The sequence below is a fragment of the Flaviflexus ciconiae genome (assembly GCF_003971195.1).
GTDB lineage: Bacteria > Actinomycetota > Actinomycetes > Actinomycetales > Actinomycetaceae > Flaviflexus > Flaviflexus ciconiae.
Genome location: NZ_CP034593.1, coordinates 715,870 through 731,874, shown reverse-complemented (window position 1 = coordinate 731,874; position 16,005 = coordinate 715,870). Strand labels below are relative to the sequence as shown.

The following is a 16,005-nucleotide window of genomic DNA, read 5'->3' as shown; positions in this document are numbered from 1 at the left end:
CTTCTCACTCGGAACTGGGCCAATCGAAAGCTGAGGAGCAGGTACGCACCCGGTGACCTGCAGTATCTAACCAAACTAATCCCGCGATTTGAACCGCGGGATTAGGTCGTTATGGGCACGTATTTACTCGGCGGACCTCTTCAGAGCCCTAACCTGCCTCTATTGGCCGGTGATGCGCAATGCCAGTGCTTCCCAGTCGCCTGAACTCGTATCGACTTTCTCAGCCTCGGCAGCGTAGACGGCCTCGCGGGCCTTGAGCTGAGTGAGGAACGTGGAGCGGGGCGAGCCGATCGCTACGGACCGGGGAACGTTGAGACCGGCCCTTTCCATCAACACCTTTGCCTCGGCGGTGAGGAAGTACTTCGTCGCTCCGCTGGCAACGAGTTCGGAGATCTTGGCCCGTACTTCGGTTCCCTTCTCGTCCTCGAGGGAGTTGCCAAGAGCCCCGGAGCTCAGCACGACGACGTCCTTACCGGATTCAAGGGCAGCGAGCGAGCTTTCCCGTTCAGCCTTGTTATAGGCCTCCGCACCGCGGGTGATGGAAATATCCGACAGGGACAAACCCGACTTTTCTTCGACGTGTTTGTTCGCGTCGGCAACGGTCAGGCCGCGCCCACTCAGTTCATTGGCGAGTTCGTGTGCTCCACTACCGACGGGACCGACAAGAATGATCATGCTTTGACTGCCTCCCAGGAGCGTTCGATCTGCTCCGGCGTTGGTTCAACAATGGTGGGCTTCCCCTGCGCGGAAAGAAGGACGAAGCGTAGCCTGCCGGCACGAATCTTCTTGTCGGAGAACATCGCATCCACGAGCGCTTGCCGGTTGCCCTTCTCATAGGTGACGGGAAGTCCTACCGCGGAAAACGACTCGATGTGCTCATCGACCCTGTCCCCCATCCCGCATTCGCGAGCCAATGCGGCCGCGAAGACGCATCCGATGGCGACGGCTTCGCCGTGACGCACCGTAAAGTTCTCGACCTTCTCGATCGCGTGAGCAAGGGTGTGGCCATAGTTCAAGAACTCGCGCGAACCGGATTCCTTGAAATCCTCGGTAACGATCCGTGCCTTGACGGAGATCGAAGAAATAATCGCCTCGCGCAGCTCCGCACTGCTGGGATCCAAGAGCTTCTCCGGCTCCTTGGTGAGCTGGAGGATGCGGGGATCCTCGATCCAGCCGCACTTGATGACTTCGCCGAGCCCCGCGCGCAGTTCATCCGCTGGCAGGGTCCACAGCGACTCGAGGTCGGCAATGACGGTGAGCGGCTTGTAGAAGGCTCCAACGAGATTCTTGCCCGCCGGGGTATCGATTCCGGTCTTGCCGCCCACGGCCGCATCAACCATGCCCAGCAGCGAGGTGGGAACCTGGATCAGCTCGACTCCGCGCAACCAGGTGGCGGCAATAAAGCCAGCAAGGTCGGTAGTTGCTCCGCCGCCGAGCCCAATCACGACACCGTCGCGTGCCATTTTCAATTGGCCAAGATGATCCCAGGCACGGATGAGCTCCGAAGAGTGCTTTTGCTCCTCACCTGAGGGAACGACGTGCCGTTCGGCAGGCACGCCCCTCAACTCAATCTCCCGAACGATGCGCTCCGCCTTTTCGGTGAGCGCCTCGGGGTGCACGACAAGCGCCGACGAAGCGGCGGACGCTGCCTGGGCGACCCGGTGATCCAGATGGTTTCCGACGTGAACCGCGTAATCCTTAACGTCGATAACCGTTGCGTCCTGGGCCAGCTGTGCGTGGATTTCACGAGCAAGATGAATGGGCGGCCGAGTGTCGGTTTCCACCGTGAGGGTCGAGACCTTTTCGTACAGAGGTTCGCGCTCGGAGCGAAGCCTCCGAAGATTCTCGTCCGGCGAATTCAGAAGGAGGGGCCGGCGCGACGGGTTCCGTGTGACTCGCTCGAGAAGTATCTCCTGGGAGCCGGTGATGAGAACAACCCGGTGTCCGCGTAGCGCGGTGCGCACCTTGGCGGACGTGATGGCGCCGCCGCCCAGGGCGAGAACGCCCCCGAAGGAGGTGAGTGCGTCCGTGATAACGCGCTCTTCAATGGCGCGGAAGCCGGGCTCCCCCACGTCGTCAAAGATCTCGGGAATTGACTTCCCTTGGTCCGCGACGATGAGGTCGTCGGTGTCGGCGGATTCAATGCCAATGATTTCGGCAATATGCCTCGCCATCGTCGACTTTCCTGACCCTGGAAGGCCGACGAATACGGCGTATGGGCGGCTCATGAAAGGTGCTCCGCGCGGTTGCTCAAGTAACCGGCAAGGTTACGCCGAACTTCAGCGACGGAGTCACCCCCTGTTTTGTCGAGAAGCGCCTCCGCCAGAGTCAGTGCAACCATGGCCTCGGCGATAACGGCTGCCGGAACAACCGCTGAGGTATCGGAACGCTGGTGGATAGCGGTCGTTGCCTCACCGGTCTCCGTGTCGATCGTGGCAAGAGCACGCGGCACTGTGGAGATCGGCTTGAGTGCCGCGCGGACGCGCAACACCTCACCGTTGGACATGCCGCCCTCGGTTCCACCTGCGCGGTTCGTCTTGCGAACGATACGGCCATCCTTGACCACGATCTCGTCGTGGGCTTCGGAACCTGGGCGCGTTGCGGTGGTGAAGCCGTCGCCAACCTCAACACCCTTTACTGCTTGGATCCCCATGAGGGCCTGAGCGAGCTTGCTGTCCAGACGGGCCTTGCCGGAAATGTAGGAGCCGAGGCCGGGAGGCATGCCGTAGGCAAGGACCTCAACCACGCCGCCAAGAGTATCCCCGTCCTTCTTTGCCCGGCGGATCTCCTCCTGGATGGCCTCCGACGTCTCGGCATCAAAGCAACGGGCAGGATCGGCGTCGAGCTTCTCCACGTCGCCCGGCCACGGCTTGTCAGCATCCTCGGGAACTTCGACCGAGCCGACTCCTACAACGTGGGAGACGAGCTGAATACCGGCAGCCTGATCGAGGAAACGAGCAGCAATCTCGCCGAGAGCAACCCGGGTTGCGGTCTCTCGGGCGGAGGCGCGCTCGAGCACCGGCCGGGCTTCGTCGAAGCCGTACTTCATCATGCCGACCAGGTCGGCATGTCCCGGGCGGGGGCGAGTCAGTTTCTTGTTGCGGGAGATCTCCCGCTCGTCACCCGTTCCAGCATCAATGAGAAGCTCGGCGGGATCGACGGGGTCGGGGTTCATGACAGCGGTCCACTTCGGCCATTCGCTATTGCGAATGACAAGGGCAATGGGGGAACCCATGGTCTTACCGTGGCGGATACCGGCGAGTATCTCGAGCTCGTCCTGCTCGAACTTCTGGCGCGAGCCGCGGCCGGCTCCGAGCCGGCGGCGGGCAAGGGCAGAGCTAATATCCTTACTCTGAACCTCAATACCGGCGGGCAAGCCCTCCACCACTCCGACGAGTGCGGGGCCGTGCGATTCTCCTGCAGTCATCCACAACATGGGACTATCTTGCCAGAGATTCAGGACAGCCCGGTTGCCAGTATCGCCCCTAGGACCATGGCGGGACCGTACGAGGCGGTCTTCTTGCCTGTCGCGACGGCGGCAAGCACCCACACCGCACCGATTGCGACGGCGAACACAAGGGCGAGTCCCAGCGCCGTCCAACTGATGGGAAGCAACCAGCCTCCGAGAACCGCCGCTAGTTTGACGTCTCCGAGGCCCAGCTGGTTATTTGAGAGGATCCGCGTGATCGCAAAGGCACAATAGCCAATGCTTGCCCCAACGGCCGCGAGAAGAAGGATAAATCCGCCGGCAACAAGATCGCTGGTCGCCATAATCGTTATCGGGTGGAGTAGCGCGAGAGCCCCGGCGATGATCAGCCATGGATCGGGCAAGTACATCGTCTTTGCATCGATGATGAACAAGATTCCGAGCACTCCAAAGAAGAGTGTGGAGAACACGGTGGTTGCCGGAAACAGGTGACCCCATCCGACAATCAGGCCGGCAACGGCTCCGACCAGGCAGGCGACCGCGATCCACAGGACCGAGACGCCCCGAGTCCACTTCATTCGGCCAGTGCCTTGTGAAGCGCCTCCGCCATGACATCGAAATTCGGGGTCCTATTCGTAAAGAGCCGGACCTGGGAAACGGCCTGGTGCAGTAGCATCGCCCATCCCGGAACGATTCTCGCTCCCCTGGCCCGGGTTGCTTCCACGAGCCTCGAGGGCCACGGATGGTAGATCACGTCGAGGACCGTCAGGCCCGACAGGTCCGGAGCAGCCTCGTCGATCCGGTCCGCCAGGTCATCCGCGACGCCTGCGGGCAGGGTCGAGATCAGGAGGCCGGTACCCGGCAGTGCGCCGACAAGGTTGTCCGTGAGCTTCACAAGCGAGGGGCTCAGATCCATGCGGGAGGCCGCGGCTACCGCGGAACCGGGACCGCCATGGTTCCGTGCCGCGATCGTCAGATGCTCCTTCGCGCCCAATTCGACGCAGGCAGCGAGTGCCGAAGAGGCAGTCGCACGCGCACCGAGGATCATGGCCGAAGGAGTGGACAGGTCGCCAGCCTCGCGAACCGACTGCGCAATGCCGTAGACATCCGTGTTAAAACCGACGATCTGGCCACCGGTCGGTTGCACGCAGACGGTGTTGACCGCACCGACGGTCTTTGCCAGGCCGTCGACAAAGTCCAGCTTCTCAATGACGCCCTGCTTGAGCGGCATCGTGAGCGACAGGCCCGCCCACGAGGAATCCAGTTTCTTGATCAGTGAGTCGAGGTCTTCAAGCTTGGTCGGGTAGCGACCGTACTCGATATCGACCCCGAGATCCCGGTAAGCAGCATTATGGATCTGGGGAGATAGCGAGTGGTCAACGGGGTATCCCGCTATTCCGGCTTTCATTCTTCTCCTTCTGTTCCTTCAGTCTCCTCGGCGCCATCGGTTTCGCCCCCGACCTCGGACACGTCCTCGCGTCCGTAGTTAGGGTTCTCTTCCAGCCACGCATCGAGCTGCGCCTTATTTGCGTTGTGCTCCTCAAGGGTCGCGGCGAACAGTGTCTCGCCCGTGTGGAGGTCGACCGTGACGAAGTACAACCAGTCGCCGTCCGCGGGGTTAAGCACACCTTCGATGGCGGAGATGCCGGGATTGCCGATCGGGGTGGGTGGAAGTCCCGCATACATGTACGAGTTGTAGGGGTTGTCGTTGGCAAGGTCCTCCCCGGTGGGGATGCCACCGGACTTGCCCACGCCGTACAGGACCGTGGAGTCCATCTGCAGTCTGCCGTTCACGGAGGCTGTGTCGACAAGCCGGTTTTCGATGACCCGTGCTACCTGCGAATAGTACTGTTCCGTGTTGACCTCGCGCTCGAGAATCGAAGCCTTGATGAGCAGCTCCTGACGATCCTCATCCGCAATGTCCAGCGAGTTGAGCTGGCTCACCCGTGCCGAAATCATTTCACGCAGAACAGATTCAACCTCGGCGTCCGGTGACACAAGGTACTGGCCGGGCTTGTACCAGCCCTCGGGGTTGCCTTCGGCCTCTTCTGGAAGCCCAATGGCCTCGGAATCGTCTGCCGCAGCCAGAACATCGTCGAGCGGAACGTCCATGAGGTTCGCGATCCGTTCGTGCACCTGCTGGGCGGTGAACCCCTCGGGGATTGTGATCGTCACGTCGACGCGATGGTTCTCGTAGTCCTGCAAGAGTTCAACGGCCCGCTGACCGGGGATTTTCGTGGGCAGCTCGTAGGTGCCCGGCTGGATAGAGCCGGCGCCCGTGTCGGCATTAAATGCTTCGATAAATGCCTCGGTCGACTTCACGACATCGTTGTCGTACAGCACCGTGGCCATGTCGGAGCCGGTCGAGCCAACCGGGATTGTGACGCGGGCGGGCTCCCCCTCTTCGCCTTCTTCGTAGTCTTCAACTTCGTCACCGAGAATTTCGGAGACCGGATTGTTGGAGATCCAGTCCCGCACGTTCGGCAGGACCGTGTAGGTGATGCCGGCGAGGACCGCCAAGACGAGCACGATGACAGCTGCGGCACGGCCGCGCTTCTTGCGGCGTTTCGGTTGAGCCTTCGAGCTCTCCTGGGCCTCGTCAGTGTCCTCGCTAAAGGCATCAAATATGTCCCCCATGGGGTCCCTTTCTGCTCACCTGTTCACCCGGCGGGTGGCCTGTGGTTTCTTCGATATCCAGCGCCAGTTCGAGAATCAGGATGGCAGAGACCTGGTCGACGACGGAGCGATGGGTTCGTTCCGTTCTCCCGGCCTCGTGCAGCGTGCGGTGTGCGCTGACGGTTGTCAGCCTTTCATCTACTAAACGTACCCCAATGTTACGATGTCGTAACGAAACCTGGCGAGCAAAGTTGCGTGCGTCGCGCGCAGAAATTCCCTCGGTTCCGTCCATGTTCTTTGGCAGGCCAACGATGATCTCCATGGGCTGATACTCATCAATGAGATCATCCACATCGTAGAGGTGTTCGTTACCTCTCTTGTCTCGATAGATCGTTTCGACCGGGGTACAGAGAATTGCCTGCTCATCGCAACTAGCGACGCCGATGCGCGCCCGGCCCACGTCAAAGGCCAGGCGCACACCCGGGCGCTTACTCAGAGCGCGCTCGCTATCGCATCCGATGCCGCGGAGATCTTCGTGGCATCCTGGCCACCGCCCTGCGCAACATCGTCCTTGCCGCCGCCTCCGCCGCCAAGAACACCCGATGCAACCTTGACAAGGGCACCGGCCTTCACGCCGCTCTCGCGCGCGGTCTCGTTCGTAGCGACAACAACGAGCGGGCGCCCCTTCGATTGCCCGAAGATGGCAACAACGGCGGGCTCGGACTCGGCGATCTTCGAGCGGACGTCGAGAGCGAGCGTGCGCAGGTCGTCTCCGCTTACGCCGTCACCGAGGTCCTTGAACGCGTAGAGCACCTGGCCGTGGCGGGTTGCGGACTTCGCAATGTCATCGGCACCCGCCATGAGCTGTGCCGTCTTCATGGACTGGAGTTCCTTTTCTGCCGCCTTGAGGCGGGACATGAGGGAGTCGATGCGGTCGGGCAGCTCGTTCGGGCGTGCACCGAGAATCGAGGAGATCTGCGAGACAAGCGCGCGTTCCTTGGCGCCTTCGGCGTAGGCTCCCTGGCCGACAAGCGCGTCGATGCGGCGCACTCCGGAGCCGATCGAAGCCTCGCCAAGAACGGAAACGAGACCGATGGTGCCGGTTTCGGGAACGTGGGTTCCCGCGCACAGCTCCTTCGACCAGTCGCCACCGATCGAGACGACGCGAACCACGTCGCCGTACTTCTCACCAAACAGCGCGGTCGCGCCCTGCTTCTTGGCTTCGTCCAGGCTCATCTGTTCATCGGTGACAAGGAGGTTCTCCTGGAGGCGAGCGTTCACACGGCCCTCGATGTCGGACAGAACGTCAGTGGGAACCTGCTGGCCGTGGCGGAAGTCGAAGCGTAGGCGCGACGGAGAGTTCTCGGAACCGGCCTGCGTAGCCTGGTCACCGAGGAACTCGTGGAGCGACTTGTGCACCATGTGAGTGGCTGTGTGCGCGCGGGCGATCTGGCCCCTGCGGTCCACATCAATCTCTGCGTGAACGGTGTCCTCCAGAGCGATCGATCCTTCGGTCAGGGTACCGCGGTGAACGATCAGTCCCTTGATCGGTGACTGAACATCCTGAACGTCCACGTAGCCGCCACCGCCAACAGAAATGAATCCGTGGTCGGCAAGCTGGCCGCCCTGCTCCGCCCAGAACGGAGTCTGGTCCAAAATGACCTCGACATCGGCGGGCGCCTCAGCGGCAGGTACGGGCTGGCCGTCGACAAGAATGCCAAGAACCCGACCATCGGTCTGGGTTTCGGTGTAACCGAGGAACTGGGTCTTGCCGGCGTCGCCCAGCAGCTCGTTGTAGACGTGCACGTCGACGTGGCCGGTCTTCTTCGCCTGTGCGTCAGCGCGGGCACGGTCCTTCTGCTCCTGCATGAGCTGAGTAAAGCCGTCGGCGTCGACCTCGACACCGGCTTCCTCCGCCATCTCCAACGTCAGGTCGATCGGGAAACCGTACGTGTCGTGCAGGGTGAAGGCATCAGATCCAGTCAGGATCGGCTTTTTGCCGGAGTCCTTGAGCTTCTTGACGGCGCCTTCGAAGATCGTCGTGCCCGAAGCGAGGGTCCTGCGGAAGGCTTCCTCCTCGGCGTAAGCGATGTCGGAGATCCGGGAGAAGTCCTTCTCGAGCTCGGGATACGAGGCCGCCATGGAATCCTTCGATACAGGAAGGAGGGTCGGCAGGGATACCTCGTCAACGCCGAGAAGTCGCATGGAGCGGACTGCGCGGCGGATCAGGCGGCGCAGAACGTAGCCGCGACCGTCGTTACCGGGGCGGACGCCGTCGCCGATGAGCATGAGTGAGGAACGGACGTGGTCGGCAATGATCCGCATCTTCACGTCGTCTTCCGCATCGGCACCATACTTCTTGCCGGTCATCTCTTCCGTAGTCGAGATGACGGGGAAGATCTCGTCGATCTCGTACATGTTCTCCTTGCCCTGGAGAAGGTACGCGATGCGCTCGAGGCCGGCGCCAGTATCAATGGCCTTCTGGTCGAGCTCGCCGAGGAGCGGGTAGTCGTTACCGGTTCCCTCGCCGCGCAAGAACTGGTCAAAGACGAGGTTCCAGATCTCCAGGTAGCGGTCGCCACCCGGATCGACGTTGCCTCCGACCGCTTCAGGGCCGTACTGGGGGCCACGGTCGTAGTGGATCTCGGCGCATGGACCGGCGGGGCCGGGCTGGCCGGTCGACCAGAAGATCTCTTCGCGGGTGAGCATCACGAGGTGCTTGGGATCAACACCAATGTTCTTCGTCAGATAGTTATAGGACTCGGCGTCCTCTTCCCATAGGGTCACCCACAGACGGTCACCATCGAGACCGTAGCCGCCCTCGTCGACAGGCGACGTGAGCAGACCCCATGCGAGATCGATGGCGCCTTCCTTGAAGTAGTCACCGAACGAGAAGTTGCCGTTCATCTGGAAGAACGTGCCGTGGCGCGTGGTGCGTCCCACGTTCTCGATATCGTTGGTGCGGATGCACTTCTGCACGGAGGCGGCACGCGGCCAAGGTGCCTTCTCGGTTCCCACGATGTAGGGGATGAATGGGACCATGCCGGCGATCGTGAACAGGATCGACGGATCCGGCGACACGAGCGGCACCGAATCGGCGATGTGGTGGTCGTGCTTGCGGAAGTAGTCAAGCCAACGGGTGCGAATCTCAGCAGTACGCATGGTTCCTCTTCGTTATGCCCGAGGGGGCGGATTATGGTCGCCCAGTGAACTCGATCAGCGGGCGGTTGTCATGATGTGGAGCAATGCTCCGGGGCCTGCTCACGCGACGCGTGACTGCCCAATATTCTAGCGGTTTCCGCGAAGCTTTCCGACAGCGTTACGCACCGCAAGGAACGGCGCCGACACGGTCGAGGTGACGAGTGTCGTCGTGGCCGAAAGATCCTCCGCGGTACGGGCCGCAGCGGTGGTGATCGTGTCGATGCGTTCGAGCTGCGTGTTGGTCCGTGCCACGGTCTCCGCCGCGTTCGTCAGGGCCGGAATTGTCTCGTCGGTGAGTTTCTCTACCGACTTCGTCAGCTCGTCGAAGGTCTTACCAAGCTTCGTCAGCGGGCGGACCAGGAATACGACGAGTCCCACAAAGGCGAGGGCGGCGATAATGGCGGCGATTCCGCCGAGTGTGATCTCCATGGCTGCTTCTTTCGGATAGAACGAACTCCCCGAGCATATCGTGCCCGGGGAGTTGCGTTGAATATCAGCGAGAGTAGAACTCGACGACCAGCTGCACGTCACAGGCAACCGGGACCTCGGCTCGCTTGGGGCGACGCACGAGGGTGGCGTTCAGCTTCTCAAGCTGAACATCGAGGTACTCCGGGACGTCCGGCAGGACGTCGCGGTGAACGCCCTGTGCAGCCATGAGGAACTGGTCCGAGGCCTGCGACTTGGCCTTAACCTGAATGGTCTGGCCGGGCTTCACACGGAAGGAAGGACGGTCGACGATCTTGCCGTCAACGAGGATGTGGCGGTGCACAACAGCCTGGCGAGCCTGGGCGATGGTGCGTGCAAAGCCGGAGCGGAGGACGAGAGCGTCAAGACGCATCTCGAGAAGCTCAACCAGGTTCTCACCGGTCTGGCCCTCAATACGGTGTGCTTCCTTGAAGAGCGTGGCAAGCTGTGCCTCGCGAATGCCGTACTGGGCGCGCAGACGCTGCTTCTCCTTGAGACGGACCGAGTAGTCCGAATCCTTGGTGCGGCCGCGGCCGTGCTCACCCGGACGGTAGGGGCGGCGCTGCATGTAGCGCTCAGCCTTGGGGGTCAGGGCGATGCCGAGGGCGCGGGAAAGGCGCACCTGCTTGCGGGAACGAGAGTTAGACATATTTCTCCTGTCGAATAAGTTGCACAGTCTCGAGATCTCGAGGCTGCGGGGCCACCTCGTGGCTAAGGCCCCAGGGATGTCGCCGAAGCAACCGAACTAGCGTATCACTGCTCGCCATCAACTATGGAGCGGTACTTGGCTAAACGCGGCGTGATTTGCGACTCGTAGCCATTCTCCGTCGGCTCGTAGTACCGGGTGCCCGCCAGCTCATCCGGCAGGTATTGCTGGTGCACAACGTGACCCGGGAAGTCGTGAGCATACTTGTAGCCCTCCCCCGCACCCGTTTGGCGGGATGCCCACACGGAACCGTCGCGCAGGTGATTCGGGATCGAACCAACCTTGCCGTCCCGTACATCCTTGATCGCCGCGTTGATCGCGTTGTACGCCGCATTCGACTTCGGTGCGGTTGCCAGGTGAACAACTGCCTCGGCGAGAATGATCCGGGCCTCCGGCATGCCGACCAGGGCTACCGACTGGGCTGCGGCCGTGGCGGTCTGCAGGGCAGACGGGTCAGCCATCCCAATATCCTCGGCGGCGGAGATCATGAGCCTGCGGGCAACGAACCGGGGATCCTCCCCCGCCTCCAACATTCGCGCCAGGTAATGCATGGCAGCATCAACGTTCGAACCGCGAATGGACTTAATGAAGGCGGATATTACATCGTAGTGAACATCACCATCGCGGTCGTAGGCTACTGCCGCAACGTCAATCGCTTCGGAAACATCCTCAACCGTGATCTCGGATTCACCGCGTGCCTCGGTCGTGCCGGCAGCCGCCTCAAGAACCGTCAAGCTCCTGCGAGCATCCGATCCGGCCAGCCGGACAATCATGTCTTTCGACTCCGCCGGGAGACTGAACTTCCCTGCCAGCCCACGTTCGTCACTCACAGCCCGTTCCAGAAGCTTCCCAATATCTTCGGGTCCCAAGCCGTGCAGGGTCAGCATGATTGAACGGGACAGCAACGGAGTAACGATCGAGAACGACGGATTCTCCGTTGTGGCGGCAACAAGGATGACCCAGCGGTTCTCCACCGCTGGCAGGAGAGCATCCTGCTGCGTTTTTGAGAAGCGGTGCACTTCGTCAATGAAGAGAACCGTCTCCGCACCCGATGTCGTCAGGTGCCGACGCGCTTCGGCAATAACCGCGCGGAGTTCTTTCACTCCAGCGGAAACTGCAGAGAGTTCGACGAACTTACGGGCACCCGAGCGGGCAATCAAATAGGACAGTGTCGTCTTACCGGTGCCGGGAGGGCCCCAGAGAATTACCGAGGACGGTCCCGAGTCACCGGAGTCGGACTCGATGAGTCGGCGTAGCGGACCTCCGGGAGCCAGTAAATGGTCCTGCCCCAGCACGTCGTCGATGGTACGGGGCCGCATGCGAACGGCAAGAGGCCCGCGGCTATCATTCGGAATACCAACCGTTTCCATACCAGCGTTATCGAACAAATCCACGATGTCAGTGTAGCCCCTACACTTTCGCGGCTCGCGTCGCACAAACCACACCCCGCTTCAGGTCACTCGTTCCACGCTTCGATACGGGGGACCAAGGGCGAACGAGGTCCCGGTTCCCCTGTGGGAAAATCCCTTGTCGTTATAAGGAGAATGCATGAAACAGTTCGAGGATTGGCTCAACGGTGTCACGGACCCGATCACGGCGTGGCTGACCACCGTCAACGACTGGGTCTACAGCTGGATTGTCATCATTGCCCTCGTCGGCACCGGCATCTTCCTTACCTTCGTCACCAAGGGCGTGCAGTTCCGGCACGTTCGCACCATGTTCCAGCACCTGAAGCGCTCGCGGCAGGGCGCCAAGGGCGGGATCACCTCATTCCAGGCCTTCGCGATCGGCATGGCTACTCGCATTGGAATCGGCAATATTACGGGCGTGGCTCTTGCCATGATTCTTGGCGGGCCGGGTGCCCTGTTCTGGATGTGGGTGGTTGCCTTCTTTGGCATGGCCACTGCGTTCTCCGAAGCAACGCTTGCCCAGCTATTCAAGCAGCGGCACCCGGATGGCACATTCCGTGGCGGACCCGCCACGTATATTCTTCACGGCACAAAGTCGCCGTTCCTCGCAAAGCTTTTCGCCGCGTTCATGGTTTTCTGCATGGTTGTTGCCATGCCCATGGTCCAGGCGAACTCCATCTCGGGCGTGCTTCAGTCCAGCCACAATGTTCCCTTGTGGATCTCCGGCGCCATTATTGCGATCGCGGCGGCAACGGTTCTTATCGGCGGCGTTCGGGGCATTGCCAAGGCAACGGAGATCATCTCCCCCGTTATGGCGCTCGTCTACATCGTCACGGCACTGGCAATTATTGTCCTCAACCTCGATGCTCTTCCGGACTTCTTCAGCGCGGTATTCCGTTCCGCGTTTGGTCTCGATGAGGCGCTCGCCGGCACGGCCGGTGGCATCTTTGCCGCCATCCTCAACGGCACCCGCCGCGGCCTGTTCTCCAACGAGGCCGGTATGGGAACAAACCCGAACGCCGCGGCAACGGCAACGGTTGACCACCCGGTGTCTCAGGGACTTATCCAGGCACTTGGCGTCTTCCTCGACACGGTGATCGTCAGCACCGCGACGGGCTTCATCATTCTCACCTCGGGTGTGGTGGATCTGAGTGGGCTTGACTCCACGGCCTCCTCCTACCTCACATCCCAGGCCGTCATGGGATCACTGGGGACGTGGATGGCGTGGCCGTTCTCGATCATGATCTTCTTCTTCGCTTTCTCGTCGATCCTGGGTGCCTACGCCTATGCGGATGCGAACATGGTCTTCCTCGGCTGGACATCGAAGATCTGGGAACGGGGCGCTCAAGCGCTTGCCGTCCTCTCCTCCGGCGTCGGCGCCATTCTCGCCGTACCCTTCGTGTGGACACTCATGGACTCCGCCATGGCATTCGTGACAGTTCTCAACCTCATTGGCGTCCTCGCGTTAACGCGGTGGATCACCGGTGCTCTGAAAGACTTCGACGAGCAACACAAGCAGGGCAACGAGCCGGTCTTTAACGAAGACACTGCTGACCTGCCGTCACGCCTCCCCACGAACGGCTGGGTCCTCACCGAATAGGGAAACGGTTGGGTGTCGACCAAATGGGTGCCGAGTGAGAAGCGACCAGAGATAGCTCCCCTACGTAGGGGAGCCCTCGGCGCACAGATCGACGGCTACGCTCTCCACCCGGCTTCTAGCGCCCGGCTTGCAGCACCCAGCCTCTCGCACCCACCTTCAACATTGGAACGTCCTAGTAAATAGCGGTGGTTTTCCATAAGTCGCGATAGGTGTGCCGGCGGTGTCATCGTGCGCGACCGTCAATGACGTGCACTGATATGAAAACCTGCGCCGGGCAGTGGAGAACCCGACCATGGGCCACTCAAAGGAGCAAGAACTCTATGAGTTCATTAAACACCCTCATGAACGCCAGCGGATTTCAGCACATTAGCCATCAAAAACTGATGGAAAAGGCCCTAGGTGTACTTCCTTGGGAGGTTGTGAACGGGGTGTGATTTAGGGAAGGCCTCCGGGCAGTATGGGGTTACCACAACTCCTACCAGACCCGGAGGTCTTCATGACTCACGCTAACGCACCTTTCAGCCTGGTGGGGCGACGGCGCATCGCCGTTCTCATTGTTGATGGTGGATTACCGATACGCCGAGCCGCAGAACGCTTCCAATGCTCACCGGCTACCGCCAAACGATGGGCAGACCGTTACCGGGCCGGACTTCCCATGACAGACCGTAGTTCCCGGCCCCACACCTCTCCGAACCAACTTCCAGCCAAGACCGAACGACGGATCATTAACCTGCGGTTTAACCGCAAGTGGGGACCACACCGGATCAGCTACCACCTGCGAATCCCACGCTCGACTGTGGGGCATGTCCTGGAGCGCTACAACATGCCCAGGCTCTGCGATATCGACCAGGCCACCGGACTTCCCGTCCGCAAGCCCAAACCTAAACGCTACGAGGTTGCGGCTCCAGGGGAGCTGGTTCACGTCGATATTAAGAAGCAGGGCCGGATCCCAGACGGTGGTGGCTGGCGGGTCCACGGCCGAGGAAGCGAGGGGCACCATGGGGCCCAACGGAACAAGCTACAGGCACGTAAAACCGTGCCAGTTCGCGGATACCGGTATCTTCACCACGCGGTTGATGACAACTCCCGAGTCGCGTATTCAGAAATCTTAGATGATAAGAAGAAAGAAACCGCAGCCAGCTTTTGGAAGCGAGCTAACGCATTCTTCAACGACCTGGGAATCACTGTCAAAGCGGTCATGACTGATAACGGTGCCTGCTACCGCTCAGCCGCTTTTTCCCAGGCACTCGGTGAGGGTATCAAGCACGAGCGGACCAAGCCATACCGACCCCAAACCAATGGCAAGGTCGAAAGATTCAACGGGAGTGCTGAGGGTTTGGTTGTCACTTTGATTGCATGACTTTCTCTAGTCGTGCTGGAAGGATGACAACTATGCCGAAAATGTATTCCGAGGAATTCAAACGCGACGCCGTTGGACTCGTGAATTCAGGGATGACTCAACGCCAGGTCTGTACCGATCTGGGGATCTCGCGCTCCTCATTGCAGAACTGGGTCAATCACGACCGTCTCCACTCCCGCGGCCTGACCGTGCCTGCCGATGCCAGTGAGGTCAAGGAGAACGTAGCTGCGCTGAAACGTATCCGTGAGCTCGAAATGGAAAACGAAGTCCTACGCAGGGCTGCCGCCTATCTCTCCCAGGCACACATCACGCCCCCACAATGATCTACCCGCTCGTTGGTGAGCTTGCTGCAACGAGTGTCCCTGTTCGGGTGCCGGTCGCAGTGACGTGCCGGGTCCTTGGGGTTTTCCACCCAGGCGTACTATAAATGGAAAAAGAAGCCGCTCTGTGCCCGGCAAGAAGAAGAACTGCACCTGATCAACGTCCTACGAGTCCTGCACGAGAAGGACCCCGAGGGCGGCTACCGAGTCCTTGCTGATGACCTCACTGATCTGGGCTACCGGGTCTCCGAGCAGCGAGTGTGGCGCCTGTGTCACATCGCAGGAATCCGGTCGGTGATCACGACCCGCAGGCGGAAATATACTGTTCCCGGGCCGCCTGCTCATGATGATCTCGTGCGCCGCCAGTTCCGCACCGATCACCCCAATCGGTTGTGGCTGGGCGATATCACCGAGCACCCCACCCGGGAGGGAACCCTGTATCTGTGTGCGTTCAAGGACACGTTCAGCAACGAGATCGTCGGCTACAGCATGGACTCCATTATGACAGCCGACCTGGCGGTGAATGCCCTAAAGAAGTCGCTCTCCCATCGGGGACATCCCGAAGGGGTGGTGGTCCATACTGATCGGGGATCGCAATTCCGGTCAAAGAAATTCCTGAAAACACTGGACGAGCACAAGCTGTGTGGGTCGATGGGGCAAGTCGGTGCTGCTGGCGATAGTGCAGCTATGGAATCGTTCTTTGCTCTGTTGCAGAAGAATGTTCTGGACCGCAAGATCTGGAATACCCGCAAGGAGCTGCGCCTGGCGATTGTGTCCTGGATCGAAGAGATCTATCACCGCAAGCGTCACCAGCGGGCGCTGGGCAAGCTGACACCGATCGAATTCATGACCATAATGAAACCCGTCGCCACCCTGGCAGCATGAAACACCACCGTCAACC

General features: G+C 60.8%; 12 protein-coding genes and 2 pseudogenes. 3 read left to right on the top strand and 11 right to left on the bottom strand.

The window, feature by feature from the left end; all coding sequences use genetic code 11:
• Positions 1–159 precede the first annotated feature (159 nt).
• The 11 genes from EJ997_RS03295 to EJ997_RS03245 form a co-directional block, all read right to left on the bottom strand.
• Complete coding sequence (locus EJ997_RS03295) at positions 160–675, bottom strand: shikimate kinase (protein ID WP_126703320.1); 516 nt, start codon at positions 673–675, stop codon at positions 160–162.
• A complete protein-coding gene (aroB, locus tag EJ997_RS03290; protein WP_126703319.1) occupies positions 672–2,228 on the bottom strand; it encodes a 3-dehydroquinate synthase in 1,557 nt (518 codons plus the stop codon). Before aroB ends, EJ997_RS03295 begins: the two co-directional genes overlap by 4 nt.
• Positions 2,225–3,427 (bottom strand): chorismate synthase, encoded by a 1,203-nt coding sequence (gene aroC / locus EJ997_RS03285; protein WP_206501779.1) that lies wholly within the window; start codon positions 3,425–3,427, stop codon positions 2,225–2,227. The genes aroB and aroC overlap by 4 nt, the downstream gene beginning before the upstream one ends.
• Before the next feature lie 29 nt (positions 3,428–3,456).
• Positions 3,457–4,005, bottom strand: a complete 549-nt coding sequence (locus EJ997_RS03280) for a prepilin peptidase (RefSeq protein ID WP_126703317.1) — start codon at positions 4,003–4,005, stop codon at positions 3,457–3,459.
• Positions 4,002–4,835, bottom strand: coding sequence for a shikimate dehydrogenase family protein (locus EJ997_RS03275; RefSeq protein ID WP_126703316.1), 834 nt, complete (start codon positions 4,833–4,835; stop codon positions 4,002–4,004). The genes EJ997_RS03280 and EJ997_RS03275 overlap by 4 nt, the downstream gene beginning before the upstream one ends.
• Positions 4,832–6,064, bottom strand: a complete 1,233-nt coding sequence (gene mltG / locus EJ997_RS03270) for an endolytic transglycosylase MltG (RefSeq protein ID WP_126703315.1) — start codon at positions 6,062–6,064, stop codon at positions 4,832–4,834. Before mltG ends, EJ997_RS03275 begins: the two co-directional genes overlap by 4 nt.
• A complete protein-coding gene (ruvX, locus tag EJ997_RS03265; protein WP_228201564.1) occupies positions 6,048–6,521 on the bottom strand; it encodes a Holliday junction resolvase RuvX in 474 nt (157 codons plus the stop codon). The genes mltG and ruvX overlap by 17 nt, the downstream gene beginning before the upstream one ends.
• A gap of 14 nt (positions 6,522–6,535) precedes the next feature.
• Entirely contained in the window at positions 6,536–9,205 is a 2,670-nt protein-coding gene (alaS, locus tag EJ997_RS03260; RefSeq protein ID WP_126703313.1) for an alanine--tRNA ligase, read from the bottom strand.
• Between the two features lie 126 nt (positions 9,206–9,331).
• Positions 9,332–9,673: a DUF948 domain-containing protein gene (locus tag EJ997_RS03255; RefSeq protein ID WP_126703312.1), complete on the bottom strand. Its 342-nt coding sequence runs from the start codon at positions 9,671–9,673 to the stop codon at positions 9,332–9,334.
• Between the two features lie 64 nt (positions 9,674–9,737).
• Positions 9,738–10,358, bottom strand: coding sequence for a 30S ribosomal protein S4 (gene rpsD, locus EJ997_RS03250; protein ID WP_126703311.1), 621 nt, complete (start codon positions 10,356–10,358; stop codon positions 9,738–9,740).
• 104 nt (positions 10,359–10,462) lie between these two features.
• The gene (locus EJ997_RS03245) at positions 10,463–11,809 is read right to left on the bottom strand and encodes a replication-associated recombination protein A (protein WP_126703310.1); all 1,347 of its coding nucleotides are present in this window, start codon (positions 11,807–11,809) and stop codon (positions 10,463–10,465) included.
• 154 nt (positions 11,810–11,963) lie between these two features.
• On the opposite strand from EJ997_RS03245, the gene EJ997_RS03240 reads away from it, so the two are divergent.
• The 3 genes and pseudogenes from EJ997_RS03240 (at position 11,964) to EJ997_RS03230 (ending at position 15,989) form a co-directional block, all read left to right on the top strand.
• Positions 11,964–13,424: an alanine/glycine:cation symporter family protein gene (locus tag EJ997_RS03240; RefSeq protein ID WP_126703309.1), complete on the top strand. Its 1,461-nt coding sequence runs from the start codon at positions 11,964–11,966 to the stop codon at positions 13,422–13,424.
• 496 nt (positions 13,425–13,920) lie between these two features.
• Positions 13,921–14,745, top strand: a pseudogene (locus EJ997_RS03235) (IS481 family transposase); the annotation flags it as partial.
• A 71-nt stretch (positions 14,746–14,816) separates the two neighbouring features.
• Positions 14,817–15,989: pseudogene (locus tag EJ997_RS03230) on the top strand (IS3 family transposase).
• Positions 15,990–16,005: the final 16 nt, after the last annotated feature.

Excerpts from the sequence above, each read along its gene's own strand:
- aroC (WP_206501779.1), bottom strand. The coding sequence starts at position 3,427 with ATGACTGCAGGAGAATCGCACGGCCCCGCACTCGTCGGAGTGGTGGAG.
- EJ997_RS03275 (WP_126703316.1), bottom strand. The coding sequence starts at position 4,835 with ATGAAAGCCGGAATAGCGGGATACCCCGTTGACCACTCGCTATCTCCC.
- EJ997_RS03295 (WP_126703320.1), bottom strand. The coding sequence starts at position 675 with ATGATCATTCTTGTCGGTCCCGTCGGTAGTGGAGCACACGAACTCGCC.
- aroB (WP_126703319.1), bottom strand. The coding sequence starts at position 2,228 with ATGAGCCGCCCATACGCCGTATTCGTCGGCCTTCCAGGGTCAGGAAAG.
- mltG (WP_126703315.1), bottom strand. The coding sequence starts at position 6,064 with ATGGGGGACATATTTGATGCCTTTAGCGAGGACACTGACGAGGCCCAG.
- EJ997_RS03280 (WP_126703317.1), bottom strand. The coding sequence starts at position 4,005 with ATGAAGTGGACTCGGGGCGTCTCGGTCCTGTGGATCGCGGTCGCCTGC.
- EJ997_RS03240 (WP_126703309.1), top strand. The coding sequence starts at position 11,964 with ATGAAACAGTTCGAGGATTGGCTCAACGGTGTCACGGACCCGATCACG.
- EJ997_RS03255 (WP_126703312.1), bottom strand. The coding sequence starts at position 9,673 with ATGGAGATCACACTCGGCGGAATCGCCGCCATTATCGCCGCCCTCGCC.
- rpsD (WP_126703311.1), bottom strand. The coding sequence starts at position 10,358 with ATGTCTAACTCTCGTTCCCGCAAGCAGGTGCGCCTTTCCCGCGCCCTC.
- alaS (WP_126703313.1), bottom strand. The coding sequence starts at position 9,205 with ATGCGTACTGCTGAGATTCGCACCCGTTGGCTTGACTACTTCCGCAAG.